Annotated in this window: 15 protein-coding genes; 4 read left to right on the top strand and 11 right to left on the bottom strand. The window is 52.0% G+C overall.

The window, feature by feature from the left end:
- Positions 1 to 24 precede the first annotated feature (24 nt).
- From CSR04_RS20105 to CSR04_RS20090, 4 genes are all read right to left on the bottom strand, one after another.
- Entirely contained in the window at positions 25 to 2706 is a 2682-nt protein-coding gene (locus CSR04_RS20105; protein ID WP_102798133.1) for a TonB-dependent receptor, read from the bottom strand.
- A gap of 175 nt (positions 2707 to 2881) precedes the next feature.
- On the bottom strand, positions 2882 to 5779 hold the full coding sequence (locus tag CSR04_RS20100) for a TonB-dependent receptor (protein WP_102798132.1): 2898 nt from the start codon (positions 5777 to 5779) through the stop codon (positions 2882 to 2884).
- An 85-nt stretch (positions 5780 to 5864) separates the two neighbouring features.
- Positions 5865 to 6878, bottom strand: a complete 1014-nt coding sequence (locus tag CSR04_RS20095) for a FecR family protein (protein ID WP_172449440.1) — start codon at positions 6876 to 6878, stop codon at positions 5865 to 5867.
- Positions 6868 to 7491: an RNA polymerase sigma factor gene (locus CSR04_RS20090; RefSeq protein WP_102798130.1), complete on the bottom strand. Its 624-nt coding sequence runs from the start codon at positions 7489 to 7491 to the stop codon at positions 6868 to 6870. Before CSR04_RS20090 ends, CSR04_RS20095 begins: the two co-directional genes overlap by 11 nt.
- A gap of 319 nt (positions 7492 to 7810) precedes the next feature.
- On the opposite strand from CSR04_RS20090, the gene CSR04_RS20085 reads away from it, so the two are divergent.
- Together CSR04_RS20085 and CSR04_RS20080 are read left to right on the top strand one after the other, a co-directional pair.
- Positions 7811 to 8920: a hypothetical protein gene (locus tag CSR04_RS20085; protein ID WP_102798129.1), complete on the top strand. Its 1110-nt coding sequence runs from the start codon at positions 7811 to 7813 to the stop codon at positions 8918 to 8920.
- A gap of 104 nt (positions 8921 to 9024) precedes the next feature.
- Positions 9025 to 9921 (top strand): metallophosphoesterase, encoded by an 897-nt coding sequence (locus CSR04_RS20080; protein ID WP_102798128.1) that lies wholly within the window; start codon positions 9025 to 9027, stop codon positions 9919 to 9921.
- A gap of 33 nt (positions 9922 to 9954) precedes the next feature.
- On the opposite strand, the gene CSR04_RS20075 is transcribed toward CSR04_RS20080, so the two are convergent.
- Complete coding sequence (locus CSR04_RS20075; RefSeq protein ID WP_102798127.1) at positions 9955 to 11994, bottom strand: winged helix-turn-helix domain-containing protein; 2040 nt, start codon at positions 11992 to 11994, stop codon at positions 9955 to 9957.
- A gap of 223 nt (positions 11995 to 12217) precedes the next feature.
- Between CSR04_RS20075 and CSR04_RS20070 the strand changes: the two genes are divergently transcribed.
- On the top strand, positions 12218 to 13507 hold the full coding sequence (locus tag CSR04_RS20070) for an alpha/beta hydrolase-fold protein (protein WP_102798126.1): 1290 nt from the start codon (positions 12218 to 12220) through the stop codon (positions 13505 to 13507).
- Positions 13508 to 13692: 185 nt separating this feature from the next.
- Entirely contained in the window at positions 13693 to 14145 is a 453-nt protein-coding gene (locus CSR04_RS20065) for a hypothetical protein (RefSeq protein ID WP_102798125.1), read from the top strand.
- 57 nt (positions 14146 to 14202) lie between these two features.
- Here the strand turns inward: CSR04_RS20065 and CSR04_RS20060 are convergent, their stop codons facing one another.
- From CSR04_RS20060 to CSR04_RS20035, 6 genes are all read right to left on the bottom strand, one after another.
- The gene (locus CSR04_RS20060; RefSeq protein ID WP_146027212.1) at positions 14203 to 15534 is read right to left on the bottom strand and encodes a glycoside hydrolase family 2 TIM barrel-domain containing protein; all 1332 of its coding nucleotides are present in this window, start codon (positions 15532 to 15534) and stop codon (positions 14203 to 14205) included.
- A gap of 100 nt (positions 15535 to 15634) precedes the next feature.
- Positions 15635 to 17047 carry a hypothetical protein gene (locus CSR04_RS20055; protein ID WP_102798123.1) on the bottom strand — a complete coding sequence of 471 codons (1413 nt, stop codon included), beginning with the start codon at positions 17045 to 17047 and terminating at the stop codon, positions 15635 to 15637.
- A gap of 9 nt (positions 17048 to 17056) precedes the next feature.
- On the bottom strand, positions 17057 to 19600 hold the full coding sequence (locus tag CSR04_RS20050) for an ABC transporter permease (protein ID WP_102798122.1): 2544 nt from the start codon (positions 19598 to 19600) through the stop codon (positions 17057 to 17059).
- The gene (locus CSR04_RS20045) at positions 19591 to 20253 is read right to left on the bottom strand and encodes an ABC transporter ATP-binding protein (RefSeq protein WP_102798121.1); all 663 of its coding nucleotides are present in this window, start codon (positions 20251 to 20253) and stop codon (positions 19591 to 19593) included. Before CSR04_RS20045 ends, CSR04_RS20050 begins: the two co-directional genes overlap by 10 nt.
- A 112-nt stretch (positions 20254 to 20365) precedes the next feature.
- A complete protein-coding gene (locus CSR04_RS20040; RefSeq protein ID WP_216362606.1) occupies positions 20366 to 20923 on the bottom strand; it encodes a hypothetical protein in 558 nt (185 codons plus the stop codon).
- Between the two features lie 340 nt (positions 20924 to 21263).
- Positions 21264 to 21980 carry a hypothetical protein gene (locus tag CSR04_RS20035; protein ID WP_102798119.1) on the bottom strand — a complete coding sequence of 239 codons (717 nt, stop codon included), beginning with the start codon at positions 21978 to 21980 and terminating at the stop codon, positions 21264 to 21266.
- Positions 21981 to 22043 lie beyond the last annotated feature (63 nt).

The raw sequence follows: 22043 nt of genomic DNA, 5'->3' as shown, positions 1-22043 counted from the left end.
GTTTCAGATCAGCAGCGACAGTCCTTAGAACTTATAAGACATGCCCACAATAAAGTTGCGGCCACTGGTGGTGTACGACTGGGTGCGATTATCCTGGAACTGACGAATACGCTCATCGGTAAGGTTGTTGCCTTCTACCGTCAACTGCAACGCCTCAGACAGGTTATAAAAGGCTTTGAAATCCAGGAAACTGGTGTCGTCATAGCCTTCCACCACGTTCTGGCTTTCACCTTCACCGGCAATAAAATCGTCCCGGTAAGCATGGGACAAGCGCACGCCCCAGATATCCGTCTCGTAATACACCGTGATGTTATAAGCCAATTCCGATAAACCCGGTGGCGTGACCTCAAAGGCCTGACCTTCGTTAAACAGGGTGGTTTCACCATCGGCCAGGGTCAGGTTGGCGGCAAAACCAAGGTTTTGCCAGGCACCGGGCAAAAAGGTCATATCCGCCTGCAAGGCCAGCTCCACACCATGGACAGTGGCGCCATCGCCGTTAATCGGCTGATTCACAGTGAACTCGGTTTGCGCATTCACCCTGGGATCAAATTCCAAAAACGCCAAGGGATAACCGGTTTGTGCATAGGGCATGGTCACCGACTGCTCGACGATAAAGGAGTCCATATCCTTATAAAAAACGCCCAGCGCAAAACGCAGATCCTCGCTGTAGTATTCCAGCGAGCTGTCGAACGAGTCGGCCACAAAGCGCTGTAAATTAGGGTTACCAGCGGCAATACGCGTATCGGCTACCCCTACCTGACCGGCTGCACGCAATTGATTCAAAGCCGGGCGGGAAATATTGCGGTTGGCACCAAAGCGCAGCACCCACTCATCGCTCAGGTCCATGGCGATATTCAGGCTGGGCAGAAAGTCGTCATAGGATTTGTTGAACGTCACATACTCTAATCCCTCACCGGTATTCACTTCTCCACTTGAGGTTTGGTCCGTTTCGTACCAGCGCACACCGATATTACCGCGTACATCCATACCGGCTAACTCGCGGAAGAAGTTGTACTTGGCATAAACCGCCAAAGTGTCTTCGGCCAGTTGATATACCGTACCGGGGCGGTTAAAAGAGGCGTCCAGGTCACGGGAAATGCGTCCGGTTGCTTCCACCCGCTCAAAGGTCGCCTGGTTATTGGCAATGGCATAAGGGCGCAGAATAGGGATTTCGGTTAGCTGAAATACCGCCTCGGGCGCGGTAGGATCGTTTTCCCAGTCCACCCGGTTACGCCGTTCATAGCCAGAAGACTGGTACTGTTTAAACTGCAAACCGAAGTCCAGTGACTCGCTGTTGTCAAACGCCCAGCTCCAGTCGGTTTGCGCTATGTCATAGCCATTTTCAATACGATCTTCACGCACGTCGGTGCGCATTAATGACCACTGGCTGGCATCGGTAATATCAAAGTCATAGGTATTTTGCCCGTGAGCAGCGTTACGCCAGTCAACCGAGAAGGCATGACCTTCAGCCTCGGCAAACACTTTGTCGTGAATGGGCTGGTCGAAATCCGAATCAGACGTACCCAGTAATAAGGTCGCCCGCAGATGGTCGGTCAGGTCGAACTCGCCCAGCAAAGACAGCTGATAGAAAGCGGTCTCCCCATAACTGACCTTAGACTCGGTGCGCAAATCCAGGTTTTCAAACGAGGCATACATCAAATCATCACCGACAATAGCGCCATCAACCAGCAGCTGGCCCGCATTCACATCGCCGGTAAAGGCATTCGTACCCGCGGTGGAGAGCTGGTTCTCAATGCGGTCATTTGACAATTTGCCATACAGGCCATCCAGTGACCATTTGGTTGTTGCTGATGGTTGCCATTGCAGGGACGCGGTAATGCCTAAACGTTCCCGGTCGTTATGCCAGGAGGCAATATTATTGGCCCTGGGCACAAATACCCGGTCAGCGCCGCTGGCATTGATTAAGCGCTCGGCGACCGCATTATCCACTGAGGAGGCGACGTTGTCGGCGCCAAAATTGGCCTGACGCCAGGACCAGACATGGTAGCCCTTTTCGATGGTTTCCACCTGGGAATAGGCCACCGACACTAACGCACCGAAGTCGCCCCAGGTATTGGACAGCAGACCCGCAAAACGGGGGCCGGTGCTGCTATTTAAGTCATTGTAAATGGCTTTGGTCGACACCGCACCGCGAAACCCCGCATAGTCAAAAGGACGGGCGGTATGCAGGTCAACCGTGCCGGCCAGTCCCCCTTCGTCCAGGCTGGCATCATAGGACTTATGCACATCGATGCGGTTAAACAGTTCCGAGGCAAACACACTGAAATCAAAGTCGCGGGTGCGCGATGCGCTACCGCGCTGGTCAATGCCTGAGTCTGTGGTAAACAGCGCTTCCAGGCCATTAACCCGGGTACGGGTAAAGTTAGGACCAAGACCCCGTAAGGAAATTTGACGGCCTTCACCCGAGTCGCGGGAAATGATGACACCGGAGATGCGCTGCAGCGATTCGGCCAGGTTTAAATCGGGGAAATTGGCGATATCCTCAGCCAGAATCGTTTCGGTAACAGTGTCGGCCTGCTGTTTCATGGCCGCACTCTCTTTAAGGCTGGAGCGATAGCCTTTTACGACAATCTGTTCAATCGCGTTAGCACCAGCTGGGGCCTGCTCAGCCATAACCTGTGCCGACAGGGTTAAAGCACTGGCCACACCAATGGCAACTTTGTGAATACGGATACGGGAGTTCATAGCGGGTTCCTCAAAATAACGGCTCTTGTGGTAAATGGCGCTGTTATGCGGCCTTGTTGATGCATCAGCCACAAGACAAACGACCCTTACCCGCTTTTCAGTAAAAGGCGTATCTTCATAAAAGTTTCATAAATTAAAGATCTGCTGACACCCCACCAACACGGCCCGGCGACCTTTACAGGCTGAGGCTTATCCCGAACTGGAAGGTGCGCCCCGATTGGGTGTGCACTAAAGGCCGATTGGCCACAGGGGACGCAAACAGGTCGATGGGTTCATTGGTGAGATTTAAGGCTTCAAAGCTCAGCTTGAGTCGCTCGGTGAGGCGATAAAAGGCCGCCGCATCGACAAATTGCGTGGCATTTACGCCGCTAAACATATTGATATTGTCGGGTTGGGTAAAATAGCGATCTCTGTAGGTGGTGGACAGCCTGATACCGCCAATCGCGTTTTCCAGATACAAGGTCAGGTTATAAGTATGGCGGGACAGCGCCAGCAGCGGCGCTCGCACTTGTTGGCCATTGATTTGGTAATGCGTGTCTCCGCTGGCGTAGGTGTAATTGGCCAGCAAACCAAAACCCGGCGTCCACTCATAACGGCTGGACAACTCCGCCCCTTGAATAAAGCCGCCCTGGCCATTCACTGGCTGAGATAAAGCAAAAAGCTGACCTTGACGGTCTTCAGTGAGCAGGCTGTCAGGCAGGTTTAACTCGTCAAAGCTCACCAGACGAGTCTGACTGACGATGTAGGAGTCTAAATCCTTGTAATACAGCACCAGACCAAGGAAGTTCTGCTCAGCAAAATAATATTCGGCACCCAGATCCCAGGATGTGGCAATAAACGGCGTCAGATTGGGGTTACCATTATCGACCCGATTATCGGCAATGCTGACATCGGTGGTGGCACGCAGGTCGCTCAACCCCGGACGGGACAGGTTGCGTCCGGCTGCCAACCTTAAGGTCAGGCTGTCATTCAAATCCCAGGCAAGGTTGAAGGCTGGCAACCACTGGTGATAGTGATTGCTGAACGAAACCGGGGTAAAGCTTCCTCCCTGCGTCTGAGCCAGCGCTTCGCCGCGGCTTAGCACCTGGCTATCCAGATACCGCAGGCCCAGATTGCCGCGCAGATCCCGGTAGCTAAAATCCAGTTGTGCAAACAGCGCGGTGTTTTGCTCTTGCACGTCAAAGGCAGTTCCCGGCCGATTGGATGCCTCGTCCAACTCACGGGAAAATGCGCCGCCCGACACCCGCCCAATCAGTCCCTCAGACAGCAGCAGGTCAAAGCTTTGTCCGACATCGGCCACCTGATACCGGGGGTGTTGCGGATGAGCCAGAGTACTGGCCACGAACGGCAATGCCAGAGCGTTCAGGCCCCTCACATCATCCCTGCGCTCAAAGCCTTCAGAGAGAAAATCCTTATATTGCAGGCCCAGTTGTAAACTTAGTTGCTGATTCAAGCGCAATTGGCCGTTCAGTTCGCCGGTATAAAAGCGATTTCTGATCTCGTCCTCACGTACATCGGCACGATGCAACTGCCAAATGTCCGCACGGCGCAAATCCTCGCCGTAGCGATTCACCGGCAAGCGACGATCCTCACCATAGTCAAAGCTGAAAGGCTGATGTGGCGCTTGCAGGAAAATCTTGTCATGCACCGGACTGCTAAATTGTGACTCAGAGAGACTGCCCAGCCAGGACCACTGCCAACGTTCATTGGCTTGATAGTGACTTTTTAAGGTGGCATTGATAAAGCGGGTCTGAACCACAGAATATTTTGCTTCGCTGCGAATATCGGCCTGCGCAAAGGCAGCAAATCGCACGGTATTATGGGCATCAGATTGCAGCGCCAGCAGGCCTTGCGGATCCTGGTTGGCCAGATTGTATTCCTTATCAACGCTTTGCAGTTGCGCGAACAACAGATCAGCATCCACTGACCAAAGCGGTGTGACACGCCACTGCCAGGCACTGGTTAATCCCAGTCGCTGCTGTACCCGGTTGGCCAGCGTGTACGAAGCCACGGTGGGGCCAACCAAATCAGCGGGCTGCTGGCTTGGCGTGTTGGCAGGAATTGAGGCATCCAATTTATGGGAAAAGGTCCGCCATCCCCAATCGCGATGGCCGGTCTCACTGCTGTCCGTTTCGCTGTATGCCACAGCCAGCAACGCACCGAGGTTGGCATATTGGCGGGAAAAAAGCGCAGAAAGACGCGGTGAATAGGCTTGAGAAAGGTCGTTATAGGCACCTTTAACTGAAAAGGTTGCCTGCTCCTGTTCATAATCAAAAGGTTTGGGCGTCACCAGGTCGATGGTACCGGCTATGCCACCTTCATCCTGACTGGCGGCATAGGTTTTATCCACCTGGATCAAGCGAAACAACTCAGCGGCAAAAATATTAAAATCGAAATTACGTGTGCGCCCGGCCGAGCCCCTGTGATCAAACACCGAGTTAAAGGTGGCCAGCGATTCCACCCCATTGACCTGCACCCGCACAAAGTTAGGGCCTAAACCACGCAGTCCTAATTGGCGGGTTTCACCGTTATCGCGCTCAGCCACCATACCGGGTAAGCGCTGCAAGGCATCGCCTAAATTCAGCTCAGGGAAATCACTGATATCTTCGGCAAACACCGCATCGCTGACCAGCGCGCTGGCCCTCTTTTTTGCCTGGGATGCGCTAAGACTATCGCGATAACCACGTACCACCAGGGTTTCCAGCACTTTTGTGGCGCTTTGTGTCGTTTGCATGGCCGGGGCCTGAACTTTATCCGGCCGCGCAGCCTCAGCAACCAGCAAGATCATCTTGTCCTGCAATAGCCCTTTAACTCCGCTGCCGGTCAACAGCAAGCTCAAGGCCTCATTCAGCGAGTACTCGCCGTTAAGCGGTGTGGACTGAATATCGGGCAGAATGTCGCTGGATGCCAGTAAGGAATAATCGGATTGTTCGGCCAGTTGGCGCAGGGCGTCGCCCAAAGGTAAGGCAGGGATCGTCAGCGCATAACTTATGGCCGTTTGAGTGGCTGATGTTTTGGCCGGGCAAAGCAGCGTCCCTAACAACAGCCCTATGGCTACACTGCCTCTTATCACCGCTTATCCACGCTCCACTTGCCAACACAGGCATGCACGCTACCGCGAAAATATGACAGAAATAAAAACCTTCGATATTTTTACCTTAGCGACTCAGCATTATGCGCTGCTCGCTACGCGACGCCTTAAGTTGATGGGTAACTGCCAAGCCCTGAATCAGCCCCTCAGCATCACTAATGGCAAAGCTTGCGGTAACCGGCAGCGCACCCAGCCTGGCATCGGCCAGTAAGATAGGTACCTGACGATAACGGTTGATATCGGCCAGCACCTCTCGAAGGGGCGCATGGGCAAAAATCAGCCGGCCTTCGCGCCACTTTAGTTCTTGTTCTATATCAAAGGGCTGCACCGCAGAAAATTGCCCCTGGGTATCAAAACTGACTCGTTCACCCTCGCGCAATGAGGTCAGCATGTTGCTGTTATGGGTACGGGCCACCACGTCCACCAGACCCTCGTCCACCGAGATGCGAATCGCTTCGGCTTTTCTGACCTCAAAGGCGGTCCCTACAGCCCACACCTGTAGGTTATCCACCGACACCACAAAAGGCCTGGCTCGATCTTTAGCTACGGCAAAATGGGCCGCGCCTTCTAACAACTTGATACTGCGTTTTTCGTCACTAAGCTGCACCGATACCGATGAGCGCCCGCTTAAGGTCACAACAGAACCGTCCAGCAGCCGCACCTGGCTATTGCCCTGATAATCGGAAGCATAGTATTGAATGTCAGCACCATGGCCACGCCACAGCCAGCCCAACAAAACAGCCAAGGCCAGAATGGAAAACGCCCCCGCCGATAAACCATATGGCATCCCCCAGCAGGAAAAAGCTTGTTTGGCCCGTTGCCACCAACCTTGCCGGGCGATATCTGTTACCGCTTGCCCCTGAGCTTCGGCACAAAACACCAATTCATCCGTTATACCCGTGTTTTGCCAAAGTCTGGCCGCCCGCTCAAAAGCCTGCTGATGGCTGGCGTGCTGACCCAGCCAGGCCTTGAGAGCCAGCTCATCGTCCCGGCTAAATTGACCTGATTGCAGTTGTACCACCCACTCTAATGCCTGGATGTCGGCCTGACTGTCCCGGGTAGGAAATTGCTTATCTGCCATGCTGAGCTCCGTTGGTGTGAACATCCTGCTGGCTGGCCTGATGCAAAATGGCCAGGGCTGCCACCAATTGCCTGGATACATCCGCTATGCTGCAATCCAGGGCTTGTGCAATCTGCGCGTAAGTTTCACCTTTGATCCGACTGCGCACTAATATCTGCCGCTGCTTTTCCGATAACAACCGCATTGCCTTGCCTACCGCACCAAGCTCGTCGCGCCTGGCCCAAATGTTCTCAGGGCCTAGTTCATCCAGCCCCTCATCATCAGTAGACATCTGTTCGGCCATAAATTGATTGATACGCTTGACCCGGCCGATCGCATTCAACGTATGGTTGACTGCCATTTTATACAGATAGGCCTTGGGGTTTTCGATCAGCGCGCTGTGCGCTTCTGTGCCGGCCTCTAAACTTTCACCAAATTTAGTAAACACATCCTGTACCACATCTTCCGGCTCCGGCGGGCCAGAACCGTAATTGCGTTGCAGATACTTACGAATATTGCCGGCATGTTCCCGATACAAGCTGTGCAGATAGGTATTGCCCCTGCTTTTGCTTGAGCTTTGCCTGGCGGGAAGGGAATAGTCCCCAATGGGATCAACTTTCGACGATAACGACATACTTCGAACTTGCTACCTTGCGTTTAGTACAAGACAAATAACCCCGGCCGGTTTTTCACAAAAGTCGCAAAATCTTTAAAAAACTTCAGATTCAGCGCAAACCAGCGCTGTGATCACGCCTATTGAGCGCTGACATAGTCGGTGCTGAGTATGAATTTTTTATGAAATGCGGCCCGGCGCTGGAAAAAGTGGCGCCCTGGTTTGTTTTGGCAATGTGCCTGCGCTGTAAGTCATTCCAGGCAGGTAGGTGCTGGCCAGCGAGATTGGGCCGGGCCAGAGCTCACTTATATAAACTCTTAACCCCAAAAAGGATAACGCCATGCGAACCCGATTAACTCAAATTGCCGCGCTGTTACTACTCAGCAGCGGCCCGGTTTTGGCCACCAGCGATGCTTATGTTCAGCCCCGTCTTAACACCAACATCGCTGATGCACTGAACACCCTGGGCCAAAGCTGCCAGAACTTCACGCTGGACACCGAAAGCGATCATGCCTTTGAAATCAGTGACCACCATCAATCTATGACCCTGAGCCACCGCTTCAGCAATGGCAGTGCACTGGCTTTTGTCAGCCATTCGGAAACCGGCAATGGTGATTATGGGCAAATCATGGCGTTTCGCGTGTCGGCCAGCCAGTTCACAAATGGCTCAGATCTGATTGGCAAAGACCAGACGCTGCCCATGACGGAAAAACTGTTTATCACCGAACAGCATCCATCCGGCATCGCCTGGTTACCGGCGCCACAACAAAGCGGCCGTGACAGGGGTTATCTGATTATCGCCTCAGAAAATGAAAACAAGGTACGCATTCGTCAATTCAGCCAGGAAGGCGATGAGGGCGAAATTGCTACACTAGCAAACCATCCGCTAGGCCAGATCACCGATGTGTGGCTGGCGCAGGAAGGGGGTAACAACTGGCTGATCCTACACAATATGAACGCCGGTACCGGTGCTGCTTACAAAGCTAATACTGCCGATTTGTTCCAATACGGTACCAGTGCCGAGGGCGAGCTGGACATCAACGCCTTTACGCTGGTCAATCAATATCAATCGCCTGCCAACACAGGTTGCGGCAAAAGTGTTGGCCAGAACGCCCAATTGGTTAAAGACAGCACCAATAACTGGTATGTGGTGCATACCTACACCGGGGAGAATATCTGTGGCGCCAATTCCGGCAACAATATTGTGAAGGCGTATCGCGCCTACTTTAACGCCGATGGCACCTTTAGCCTGGCCACTAGCACCACACCTTATGCACAAACCACGGTGGGCAGCTCAAGCCTGCCCGATGGTCGCGGTGCCGATGGTGCTGCCGGATTCAGGGTCAGTGAAGATGGCAGATTGGTCGCTTATTACGGCGGCCAATACGCCTATATGTCCTGGTTTGACTGGAAGACTGCAGTAAAGGAATGCCGCTCCGCCGCTCGTTAAATCGTCATCTTTAGTGTGATACAAAGGCCTAAACTCAGGCGGCAGGGACGCTGCCAGGATGAGGCCCAATAACCTGCCAACAACATTGCTATTTAGGATAGCAAATGTATAAACAAGCCTTTTATCCCGGCCTGCTGGCTCTGCTTGCCAAGGCCGCCCTGATGATCAGCTCGCCTGCATGGGCCGATACCCCAGCCTTTACCCTGGCGGTGATCGCCGATTGCCAATATGCCGACAAAGGCAATAAAGGCGAGCGCCTGTATCGCAGTTGCCCTGACAAACTGCAACAGGCAGTGCAGGACATTAACCGCCAGCAGACCAAAGGCACTCTGCATCTGGGGGATTTTATCGACCAGGACTTTGACAGCTATGCGCGGCTTAAAGCGATCACAGCAAACAGCAAGATGCCTTTCTACCATGTGCTGGGCAATCATGAATTTGATGTGGCAGAGCAATACAAAGGACTGATCACTCAAACCCTGGATATGCCAGACCGCTACTACCAATTTGATATTGGCCAATGGCGCTTTATCACCCTGGACGGCAATGATGTCAGTCACCACGGCTGGCCATCAGACAGTGCCAGACATCAGCAAAACCTGGCACTGATAGCTAAGCAGTATGCTCTGGGGGCCACCTGGAACGGTGCCATAGGTGAAGACCAGCTAAACTGGCTGGATGGGCAATTGCAACAGGCCACCGACGAGCAGAAGAAGGTGGTGTTGTTATGCCATTTCCCCTTGTATCCCGCCGACCCGCATCAGCTTTGGAATCATCAACAAGTGATGGCAGTGATCAGCCGCTACCCGGTGGTAAAGACCTGGTTTAACGGTCATAACCATAAAGGCGATTACGGGCGACACAATGGCATCCATTTTGTTACTTTCCACGCCATGCTGGATACCCCACAAACCGCCTATAGTCTGGTGGAATTCACCGATAACGCCATCCATATCAAAGGCAAAGGCCGTCAACCCGACCTGCAACTCAGGCTGGATTAAACGAAATCCCACAAGTAGTTGGAAAGTACCAGCCTATGGCCTTAACTCGACAATATCCTGTTGCACATCGCTAAGCTCAGCAATCAGCAAGCGACTGCCCTGGCTGTCATCCACATACAACGAGGTGGTGGTCAGGGGAGAACGGCTCAGTTCCTGTAAGGTCGACATGGGGTAACGTACCAACTGGTTGGTCTTATCCACCGCCAGAATCTGACCATGATGCCAGACAAAGCGTTTTTTAATTTGACTTAACACTTGCCTGGGCTCTTCTGCATCATCGCGGCCATGCAACCACAGCTGGCCATTGTTGTACAAGCTGAGCAACCGGCCGCTATCGTCAAGTTGCGCCCAGCTACTATCTGGCACATGCCATTGCTGCCAGTGCTGTTTATGTGGATCCCAGGCAACAATGCGCTGTTGCCATGCAACCTGTGTGGAAAACAAGATTTCGCCCTGCTCACTCCACTGATAAAGCTGCATAGCCGCAAAAGGTGCGGGCAGCACGTCGACACCGCCGCTGAGATCCAGCAACAGCAGGCGGTCGGTATGATTAACCAATAACTGTTGGCCAGACGGAGACCAGGTCAGACCGGCAATCGAACCTTGCGTAAACTGGCTAAGCTGCCAGACGCGCCGCTCGTCCATCAGCCATACCTGTTGCTGACCCGAGCGGTTGGAGACAAAGGCGATCAGTTCGCCCTTAGGCTGAAAGCGGGCATCTGTGTCGGCGAAAGTGGAATCCCACTTTTCAGGAAAGGTGCGCATCTGCTCACCTGCAGCCGACAGATTATGCAGATAAAAGCCCCAGTCCCGCATACCATAAGCTGCCAGTAATGTGTTCTGATGCGGCGCATACACCAATGAATAGATAGCCTTGGCAGCCAGGGGGCCAATTGTGGTTATACGGCCACTGAAGCTCACTTCAAACTGATGCTGGCTGTTATACACCAATAACTTCGGCTGACTGGGATGAAAACTCAATTCGAGCAGCTCAAACTGCGATAAGGGCAGCGGAAAGTGTAGTACCACTGATGACAGCACCTCACCGCTGCTATTAAGCAAGGTGAGCTGGTCTTTACCATCAGCCGTTTTTCCCAGTAACGCCAGGGTATCTAATCCAGTCGAATAGGCCAGGTTGTATAACCGCTGGTCTGTTGGTGCATACAAGGGCTGCGCAAGATTATCGCGTACATGGTAGGTAATCAGTTGCCATTGCCCATTATGTGGTTTTTTCAGCAAGGCAATCTTACCGTTATTCATCCATTGCGGCCCGTATAGCCTACCGTCATCACAACTTATGCGGGTTTGCGCATTCTGGTTACCGGCCAGCGCCGCAGTGATATCCAGGGTTTTCAATTCCCAGCACTCGGGTACATCAGGTTTGCCACAGATACTTTTACCCACAAAAGCCAGCCGGTCGCCGCCAGGGGCAAAGCTATGTTGCTGAAAAAAGCCCGCTTCGTGAGTTAAGCGTGTTTCCAACTGACTGTGTAAGTCTTTGCTCCACAAATGGTTGTCACATTGCCCCAAAAAGCGGTGAAACACCATGTAGCGGCCATCAGGCGAATAGCTGGCGAAGCTTTCCTTGCCGCTGGAGGTCGTCAGGTAGTGCAGTTTATTGTAGGACTGCACGTTATCGGCGCTGAGGTAAAAACCGGCCATGATCAAGCTCAGCAAGACGACAGCCGCTACCACCATATGAGGTATAGATAAACCCTGGCGGTTGCCAGAAGAAACATCAGAACCAAGATCGGTGCCGGGCAGCTCGGCCCTGACTTCCAGGCTATAACCTTGTTTAGCATGGGTTTTAATGATGCGTTGCTCACGACTGTTATCGCCCAATGCTTTGCGCAGTTGGGCGATACAGCGCTGCAAAGTATTGGCTGTCACAACAGTGCCGGGCCAAACCCGCTGCAGCAAGGCCTCTACCGTTACAACCTGGCCCTGTGCGTCAATCAGCGCGGCCAAGACCGCCATGGCCTTGGGCTGCATGGTTTGCCTCTGCCCGGCCAGGATAATCTGATTGCGGGTCAGATCAATTTGGGCCTGCCCGAGAAGAAATTGTTTGCTCATAAATCGTTATTGTTATGGTCCTGCACCTTTGAATAGTAACACAGGCACAGGCCATAACAGCCGCAGATTAATGCGCAGCGCTGCCAGACAAATAAATTTAACTTGTTGAATAATAAAGGCATCAGTGAAAAATCAGGGATAAATCACGGGGCACCCATGGCAATCGCCCGAGCCTATTTTAGGGTGGCATGGATTCATAACCCGAAATAAGGTGTGCGAAAAGATGTACAAGCTTTGCCCTTTGTTTGCCCTGCTGTGGGCAGTGTTGTTTTCCTGCTGGACCCATGCCAATACCATGCTGCAGGACAAGATCAGCCTGACTATCGAGTCCAGTCACTTAAAGCGCAGTATGCGCGCCGATATTTATCTGCCGCTAGACTATCATCTGGATGCTGATTTTATCCGCTATCCGGTTATCTATACCCTGGATACCTGGACCCTGGCCGATCTGGTCGTAGGCGTCACCCGCCATCTGGGCACCACAGCGGCCATGCCTAAATCCATTGTCGTGGCAGTGCATAGCGATGACGGTATTTCGATTTCCCCGCAACTTTATAAAAGTCAAAGCGGTTTGCCTGGCGCAGCGGATGACAAAACCTTCTGGGGGCAGGATGCAGACGCGTTTCACGCCTATCTGGCACAGGAATTATTGCCACAGGTAGACCAACAGGTGCGCAGTAATGACTTTCGCTTGCTGATAGGCATGTCGCCCACCGCCGCGTTTGCAGCGCATAGCCTGATTAAAGATCCCAACTTGTTTGACGGCCACTTCCTGTTTGCGGCAGCGAGCGTGGTTGGCATGGGCTATCACCCCAACAGCAGTTTGATTGACAGCCTGTTCGAGCAACTGGTCAAGCGTCCGGCGCACAAGGGCTATCTGTACGTTGCTTCTGCTACCACAGATGCAACGGAAGCTCCTACTCAGCCCGACACTTTAAAAACGCTTAGCACCCGGCTGGCGCCATTTCCCGCTTACCAAGTGCGCGCCGAACAAATTACTAATTTCGGGCACTACCCTATGGTCGCTCAAGCGTTACTGTCGGCCCTGGATTTGGTTTTTCCCCGCCAGGATTTTGATATTGGCCTGAACTTTAATGCATTTCGCGAAAACAGCGAGGCAGGAAGCATGCTGAAGCAAATAGACAACTACTATGCCTACTTAAGCGAATTGGTTAGCTTCAGGGTTTGGCCGAATGCCGATATTCCCCGCAACAGCGATAGTTTGCGGGCGGCAGCCATGATGCTGCGCCGGGCTGGGCGATACGATGAAGCCCTGGCACTGGGTAAGCGCTGGGTGCAATTGCAGCCCAGCTCAGCCAAAGCCCTGGCCGCTCTGGCACAGACCTACCAGGCCGCCGGGCAACCGAACCAGGCTAAACCTTTGCTGACCAAAGCCATTTCGCTGGCAATCAGCAGCAACGACCCGTTACTTACCCATTATCAACAAATGGCCAAGCAGTTAGGTATGGTCAGCGAAGCCCATAACGCCGATGTGGCATCTCCCCCCAAATAACAACCATGTATGAGGAACTGAATATGAATAAGCATGATCAGCTTAAACACTGCAAGGGGCGCACAATCTGGGTACTGAAGTTCAATATAGAAGGCTTAATTCAACATATGCGGCGCTACCTGGATTAGTGCCTGCAACAAACAGCACGATATACGGCAACTCCCTTTGATAAAACAGGAAAACCTATGCGTTACTTTCTCTTGCTACTGACATTATTGGTAAGCCAAGCAACTTATGCAGAGCCTGCCGGCCAACCGGGTTTAAGCCCACAACAGCAGCATATACTCAAGCTGACCCAAGACGTTCTGAACGCTCAGCGTACCGCCTACAGCAATCTATCTTCTTTGGCAGCTATTGATGCCCTGTTTGCCTTGTACACGGATGACTATATTTATCAGCACGAAGGTTACGGAGGCATCTATTCCAGGCAGACCCTTTACAACAACTCGGTCAGCTTCTTTAAGCAAGGCCGTTATCAGGACGATGAACCCGACAGTTATAGGCTGATCCACATTATCCCGGGTAAACAGGCAGCGGCGGTGCAACGTGCCTATCATAGTGACAGCGGCACAGAGCTACGCCTGACCCTGTTCGCATTTAAGGGTGACAAGGTCAGTCGTATTGTTGAGTATTGGTAAAACAGGCATTTCAGTTCCAGTCTGTACATCAAACCCTGTATATCAGCCTGACGCCCCTTAATGCCCATCCACCATAAAAGGAATATTGGCGGTGGCGACTTTCCCTGTGGCATTTTCCACATAGGCAAACAAGCGATAGGGGCCAGGCGTTTGCGGGGCCGCGAATGCCATCTGGCCTGGCTGTTCAGTTGGGGTGACGGTCAGTACCACTGCTTGCGGCCGGGCTTCCGGATCACCACCGGCTTTAATATCGGTACTTTCGGGTAGTACTTCCCAGCGAATAGATGCACTATCTTCACTGCCGGGCTGATAAGTCAGCTGCACGTTAACCGCTTGCCCGGCTTTTACATGCACACTTTGTCCGGCAGTTTGGCCGTTTAAGCTAAAGCCACTAATGGAAGGGGCACGACTAAGTGGCCATTGCCCTGTCCATAAGTAGGTCAGACTATCCACCACTTCATTGGCTTTGCCCGCCTCGGTAAATACCCCATACCAGGTGGGCGTGGTTTCCTGTTTCTGCCCCCATAAAAAGGCGTAAGAACCCAGTGCCCGTTCAGGCGCGGCAGCAATACCCTGCTGGTAGCGATGTCGATACACCTGGGCTTTTTCGGTGCTGCTTTGCTCTATGGGCACCCCCCAATCGGTTTTCGGCACTTCCCAGTGACCAGTCGGGCCCCATTCGGTGACCACATAGGCGCCTTGGTAACCAATGCTATCTAAATGTGCGGGCAGATTTTCCAGCCCACCATAGATATTAATACTGAGGTAATCGATACTGGGGACCCGCTGGGCGATCAGCTCAGCTTTGCTTTTGTCTATACCGGCAGTGACGGTCGTCACCAAATGATTAGGATCCAATTCCTGGATCATGGCGGCGATGTCTTCTACCGCATACCATACATTGGTATTGGTATAGAACAGGTCAACTTCATTGCCGATACCCCAGGCCAGCAGTGCCGGATGGTCTTTATATTTCAGTACCAGTTGACGCACCCGCTCTTTTTGCTCAGCAACCGCCTGTTGGTCATTGTAATCAAAGCCATGGCGCTCTTTGCCCAGGCGCAGGCCCAGCATCACGGTCAAACCATTTTGCTGGGCGCTGTTTAGTACCGCTTCAGCATTGTCGGTACTCCAGGTACGCACCGAATTACCGCCACTTTGTGCCAGCAAAGCCGGGCTATGACTGCCCCCTGCCCCTTTAATAAAATAAGGTTCACCGCCACGCAATATACGCCACTGGCCATCTTGTTGAACCAGTTCGGCCGGGACGGCTTTCATCTTAGCCGGTGCCGAACCGGTACTGACCTGTTGTTGCCGGCTGTCACAAGCCAACAGACAGGTTAATAGCAACAGGGTAGTTCCCATACGGGCAGTGAATGTAACAGGCATATGCTGCGGGTCCCCAGATCAAATGATAGCGCTTACATACTCTAAGTTTTCATTTGTTGTTCTGGCAAGACTTAATTATCGGTTTGTGTCTAGCTACCTTTCAGGGCTGTATAGTCACTCTTTGCAGATTTTTGAGTACCTTCCCTTCAAACTCCTTTAGATACAGCTCCCAGACAAGGTCGTTATCGGTGTCCAGGGTCACAAACCAGTGCTGTCGGTTATGTTCGGCGCGGGCCAGGTTTTTACCTTTGCCAGCCAGCCCTTTTTGCTGATGACCTACAGCAAGCTTGAGGGTTTGGCTGTCGGCCAGGTACAGCAGATCATGCCGCTTTGCTGTGATAAAAGGCGCGGCCTGAAACCAGGTACCAAATTGCAAGCCTTGCATATCTAGCGCAAATTCCGTTGTCTGGGTGGCACTGTCAGTCTGTTTGAATTGTCCATCATCGGTTTGCAGATACATGTGGATCTGCATGTCCAACCCACCACCACTGATAACCGAAAAGAGACTGCCCATCCCCAGTTCAGTGGCCAATGTATAAGCTTCGGCTTTACCATCGCCGCTAAAATCTGCAAAGCCGACGTCCACCAGCTCACCGGTGACTTTGATACGCCCTTGTGCTGTTGCACGAAAAGACAATAGAGCGTTTTCGTTATGCTGCCCCGGGTAAACCAACAGATGCTGTGATGTATCCTTATCAATATTGGTTTGATACAAGATCAAATCAGGTACGCTGTCGCCGTTTATGTCGGTCAGAGCGGCAAATCGCAACCGCTCTTCTTGCTGTTGAACATAATCAGCCACGCTGGCAATACTATGCAGCGTAAAGGTGCTATCAGCATTTGCCGGTGTGGTTTCCATCAACAGAGCCCACACTTTGTCGGCATAAACAAACAACAAATCACGCCGGCCATCACCCTTTGTATCAGCCTGCACAAAGGCATAAGGCAGCGACAAACTGACCGACGGGCTTTCAAAGCTCAGCGCCGTAAAGTGACTGTGCCGGGGTAACGCCACAGACTGTAAATGAAAGCCGCCATTGCCTTGCTGAATGGCCAATACCAGGCCCTGGGCATCAGGCAGCAACATATCACTCAAACCGTCATGGTTAAGGTCAAACACAAAATCGATATGTTGCATGGCTGCCAGTGCGTCCTGCATTTGCCGTCCCTGGTACAGGTGATTAAGTTGAATCAGACGTTGCGGCAGCAAAGACGCGGCATTTGTCAGCACATCAATGCCCTGCTCCGTGACAAACACAGGTAAGGTTCGCCCGGCGATATTGGCCATCGCCATGGCGTGTATGCCATGTGTTTTAACATTCAGGCTGCCCAGCGCAGCATAGCCCTCCTTGGTTTGGCGCATCAGCACCAATTCATCTTGCTGGGGCACCAATAGCATCGGGTTATCGCCTGTTTGCGACCAGATTTGCGGCCGGGCGGCCGCCAGCAGGTCTGCCTGAGCACCAAAGTTTGCGATGGCCGTAACCAGGGCGATTGAGCGAAATAATCTCATGTTTATCTCCTACTGCTGTGTCAGCAACTGGCGCACGGATTGCTGTAACTGGCGCCTGGCCATCAGGATCCCACCGGTGGCAATGCCCAGCGCCATAGAAATGGCTTCCAGGGTCAGCCGCCAGCCATTGGCCTGATAAGGCAGGCCCAGTTCATGGGTATAAAATGCCTGCATACACAAATACACACTGGCCATGGCAGCAAACGTCGGTAGCAAGGTGATCACTGCCCATTCGTACACCACAACGCGAACTTGTTCGCCCTTGCCCAGACCAAAACTCAGCAGCAGGGCATTGCGCACTTTGTCTTGCTCCAGATGAACCTGAATGGCGGCGGCCATCAGCAGATTACTTAACAAGGCAATAAACAGGCTGAGCCCCAGCACCATGCCCAGCAATACATTCAGGTAAAAACGGGTCTGACCAAGCAGCGACTCCACCGCAATCAGCCGCATACCAGGATGGGATTGCCATAGCTGGCCAAGCTCAGCCAACGCCTGCTCTGGCAGGTCAACATCCCCCATATACCAGACCTTGCTGCCAGCAATAGGGGCCTGTGCCTGGCCCACAAACCAGAAGGTCACCGGACTGCCACCACGCACATAGCTATGCACTGCCACAACCTGCAACTGAATCTGGCGGCTGTCCAATTGCATGCTGAGGATGTCACCCAGATTGAGCTGTAAGTCTTCAAAAACCTCGGCTTCCACTGTTACCGGCCAGTATTCGCTTTGTAGCTGTGCTGTATCAGGCCAGGTGCCCTGCTCAATACGATTATTAGTGGCTAATTGAGTTCGCCAGTGCAGCCTGATGGGTCTGGCCATTCGTGCCAGAGTTTCACTGGGTTGCAAACCTGAGTCTGCTAAGGCAGCGTTATTGATATGGGTAAGTTGGGCGTACTGAAAAGCAAAAAAGGGATTCAGACTACCGTTGTGCAGACCGACAAAGGCTTCCAGCGCCTGTTTTTGCCTGTCATCCACCTGGCTGACAATCACATTGCCCTGCTCCCGGAAACTAAGCTGTTCAAGCACATCAGTAACATCCTGACTGATACGGACACAGAGCAATAACAAGGTTAAGCTCAGGCCCAGTGCAATAATTTGTGCGCCTTTGACCACAATACGTTTTTGCATCAGGTACAAAGTAAAGCCGAATAACGTCGCCCGGCTCGTCAGCCCCCATCGTCCCATACTCAACACCGCCCAGGTCAGCAACATTAGAAACCCCAGACACAGGGCCAATGTGCCCAGTATCATGGTTGTCAGCGTCCAGTTGTCTGAATACCACCAGACCAGTGCGGCCACCGCACACAATGGCAATCCCCAACTAATCATGCTTAAACCGGTCGGTCTGTGTGCTTGTCTGAGCAAAGTACTGATGGGGGTTGTTATGACGTTTAACCAGGCGCCCAGACTCAGGCAGACAAAGATCGCAGCTCCCAGCAACACTGCGTTTAATACCCCGTTGATCTGCCAGTCAAGACTGATAGCAATATCAAACTGCGCCAGCACAATAACCGTCAACTCGGCGCTTAAAATGGCCAAAAGCAACGCCGGTAACAGGCTGATGAACAACATGTACAGACTGCCGCACAGCGCCACCAGCCAGGTATCGCTGCGTGGCATACCGTTAGCCACACATAAGGTGGTGAAATGTGTGATTGGCAATAAGGTACTTTGATGGCTCAGTGCCAGGGTAATAGCAGCAATCACCACCAGCAACACCGTGATCAGGCCCATAAATTTTTCTACCCGTTGCCAGGCACTGGCCAGCGGATGGTTACCCAGTGCTTTGCTGGTCAGGGTTAAATCACTGTGCGGGGCCAGGATGGGTTGAATAGTTTGCAGTTGCGACTCAGTGTGTGCCAGCAGATAGCGATAGGTTTTCACTTCTAACACTTGCTCAGTAGCCACAACATTCAGGCTGTGCTGATGCACCATCGCTCGCATGTCGGTGGAATGCCCTTCCAGCAGCCGGTCTGGCTCGCCGATCAGTAATGCGGAAAAACGCAGTCTGGCCTGCCCCAGAATCAGCACATCCCCGAGTTGAATGGATAAAGCTGCAGCCACACGTGGTTCCAGCCAGATGTGCCCTGGCGCCGGTCCATGTGCTGTGGGCAAGGCCACTAAAGAGGCACTTTGACTGATATGTACTTGTCCCTGCAGTGGGTAGTGGTCATCCACCGCCTTAAGTTGCACAAACTCAGCATTAACCTGTCCACTGCCGTGCTCCGTCTGGTGTGTGAGGGTAAGTCGATAAACCCGTGTTTCGCTGAGTTGCTCAACCCTGGCTTTTAACTGATTCAAGGCATCATCTGGTAGCGGGCGATAGCCCTGCACTACTGAGTCAGCGCCCAGTAACTGCTGTAAATTCTGCTGCAGAAAATGCTGCGCACCGCTGCCCAGCAAAGTGATAAAACTCAAGTAGAAAAACAGCAGGGACAAGGTCAGCAGTTGGATCAAATTGGTGCGCTGCTTAGTCTGTAACCACAAGTAGCGCAGGGTCAGCGCTATAACGGCGCACTTTGTTGGCAAAGCCGGGGGGACTATTGACATAGGCTTAACCTGCCATGCTGAAGGTGGTACACCGCATCCAACTGCCGCGCCAATGCCTGATTGTGCGTAATCAACATTAAACTGGTATTGGCTGCCCGGCAGCAGGTCAGCATCAAACGGCTTACGTCCGTGGCGGTTTGCTCATCCAGATTACCTGTGGGTTCATCGGCAAACACAATGCCTGGCTCGGTGACAAAGGCGCGGGCAATGGCGACCCGCTGCTGCTCACCGCCACTGAGCTTACTGACAGCAAAGCCATGGCGCTTATTCAACCCTACCTTATCCAGCCAGTCAGCAGCCCTGGCCAGGGCGTGACGATCACCACGTAATTTCAGCGGTAACGCCACGTTGTTGATGGCATCCAGTTCGGGCAGCAAATGAAACTGCTGAAAAACAAAACCGCTATGTCGCGACAGCTGTGACAGCGGCAAAGGCTGACCATTTAAGCTAAGCTCAAGCTGCCCGTGCTGAACCGGCTCCAGGCCGGCCAGCAAGCTCAGCAAGGTGGTTTTGCCACTGCCCGACGCCCCTACTATCGCCACTTGCTGCCCTTCAGGCACCTGCAAGTCCAGCTTGTCCAGCAAGCTAAGGGGCTGATTCTTTGACACGGCAATTTGATGGGTTAAGTCACGCAGTACCAGTCCGACCGTCATAATGCATTCCATCTGTAAAAGCATGGCAGTCAGGCTAGCGACAGGTTTGTGAAACCTATGTGAAAGTATTCCGCTTGTACTATGGCAAAAACCGGGGACAGAACAGCAAGCTTTACAAAAACTTAATGCCCTGTTTAAAACGCAGTCTGGCGGCCAGGTAGGGGGAAGTGAACGTCACACACAACACCAGCGTCCACAGATTACCGTCTTTAAAAGTATAAGGTTCACTCAGTCGTGCCCAGCTATGGCCCTGAATCACCGCGCCCAATATAAATTCAAAGGCTAAGGTCAGCACCAGCCACAATGCACCAATCCGCCAGTAATGGCTGGTCGCTAACCTGCCAAACCAGGGCAGCGCCAGATAGGTCATAGCAAAAATACACAGGCATAGCAGCAGGCCACTCATGATAAAAGCCGCGGTTTTCACCAGCACAATCAACAGCACCGATTCACGCAATATGCCGTTGGCAATGGCCAGCAACAGAATCATCAGCCAGATCAGTAAAGCTTTACCAAAGAGCGCCATATTCAAGATAGATTCCCCGGTCTGAGCCTGCCAATACAGCGAACTGCAATAAGTGCCATTGATGCCATTGATGCCATTGATGCCATTGATGCCATTGATGCCATTGATGCCATTGATGCCATTGATGCCAGAGTTTAGCAGCAACTCTTTGACACTTACCCTTTAAATTAAAATTTTCGTGTCAAAAAACTGACAATTTTAAAAAAAATGTATTAGTCAACCTATTAGAGAAGGTTTTATTAATGTTGGAATAAGGCTTGCAAAAGGATTGCTTGGTACATTCAACCCATTAATTAAAGGACCTATGTAATGAAAAAATACGTTGTTGCAATTTTACTGAGTTCTCTGCTTGCCACTGGATTTGCGAATGCTAGCACTATTGGCAAAAGCACGGACACTGCGAGTCAGCAATTTTGGAAACCTGGCTCTGTTAGAGTATAAGATTAGGTGGGGATTTTCCCCACCAATTCATCTAAAGGCGGACTTAAAAAAGGAAATCAGGTTGCTTCCAATCTTTTTTGATTGCCAAGGTTAATTCGACAAAATAAATCAAGCCTACAATCTGATACAGAACTGTATAGATGATTAGTGAATAGGCGTGCCCTCTCGCTTCTTCGGTATCAGCAATTGAGCCAGAATTAGGTATACCCATTAGAATGGTATACCCAACCATATATATAAAATAGATCACTTCAAGAGCAACATACCACTTCACGACTTTATTCATGCGAAATTCAAAGTGAGTAGGCATTGTAGACTTTATCAAAAAGCTGGCAATACTTGGCGCAATATGTTGCAGCTTCCAAGCCAACCAACGTCTCAGGATCTGCCTTTTTTTAAAAAGTTGGGCACAAATCAGCATCGAAAAAACGCCGACAGGAATCTTGAAATACAATCCTAGTTGAAGTTCGCTTACTAAAACATGTAGACCAAAAAACATTACATTGAACAAGCAAACCATCAGGCCATAGTCTATGACTGTTGCTCGGTTGCACACACCACGAAAATAGAAGCTAGCCCATAGCAACGAGAAAATCAGCAAATTAAAGAATACTATTTGCTCTAGGAGAAAGACATCAATCTCCTCTTTCATAATACTGGAAAGAAACTGCAGTAACAGGTCATCGTCCTGCAAGCCGAACAAGAAAACGGTTGCAGTAACGACAAAGACAATATGGTACAACCCCCAGGGCAAGAGCATGAATGCTCATTTTTCGAGCACTTCGCCCATACCGGCCACTAACACCCTCTCTAAATAGTCTGT

This window comes from Bowmanella denitrificans, from assembly GCF_002887595.1.
In the GTDB taxonomy this organism is placed as follows: domain Bacteria; phylum Pseudomonadota; class Gammaproteobacteria; order Enterobacterales; family Alteromonadaceae; genus Bowmanella; species Bowmanella denitrificans.
The sequence above is the reverse complement of the archived record's forward strand: the minus strand, read 5'-3'. Positions and strand labels throughout refer to the sequence as shown.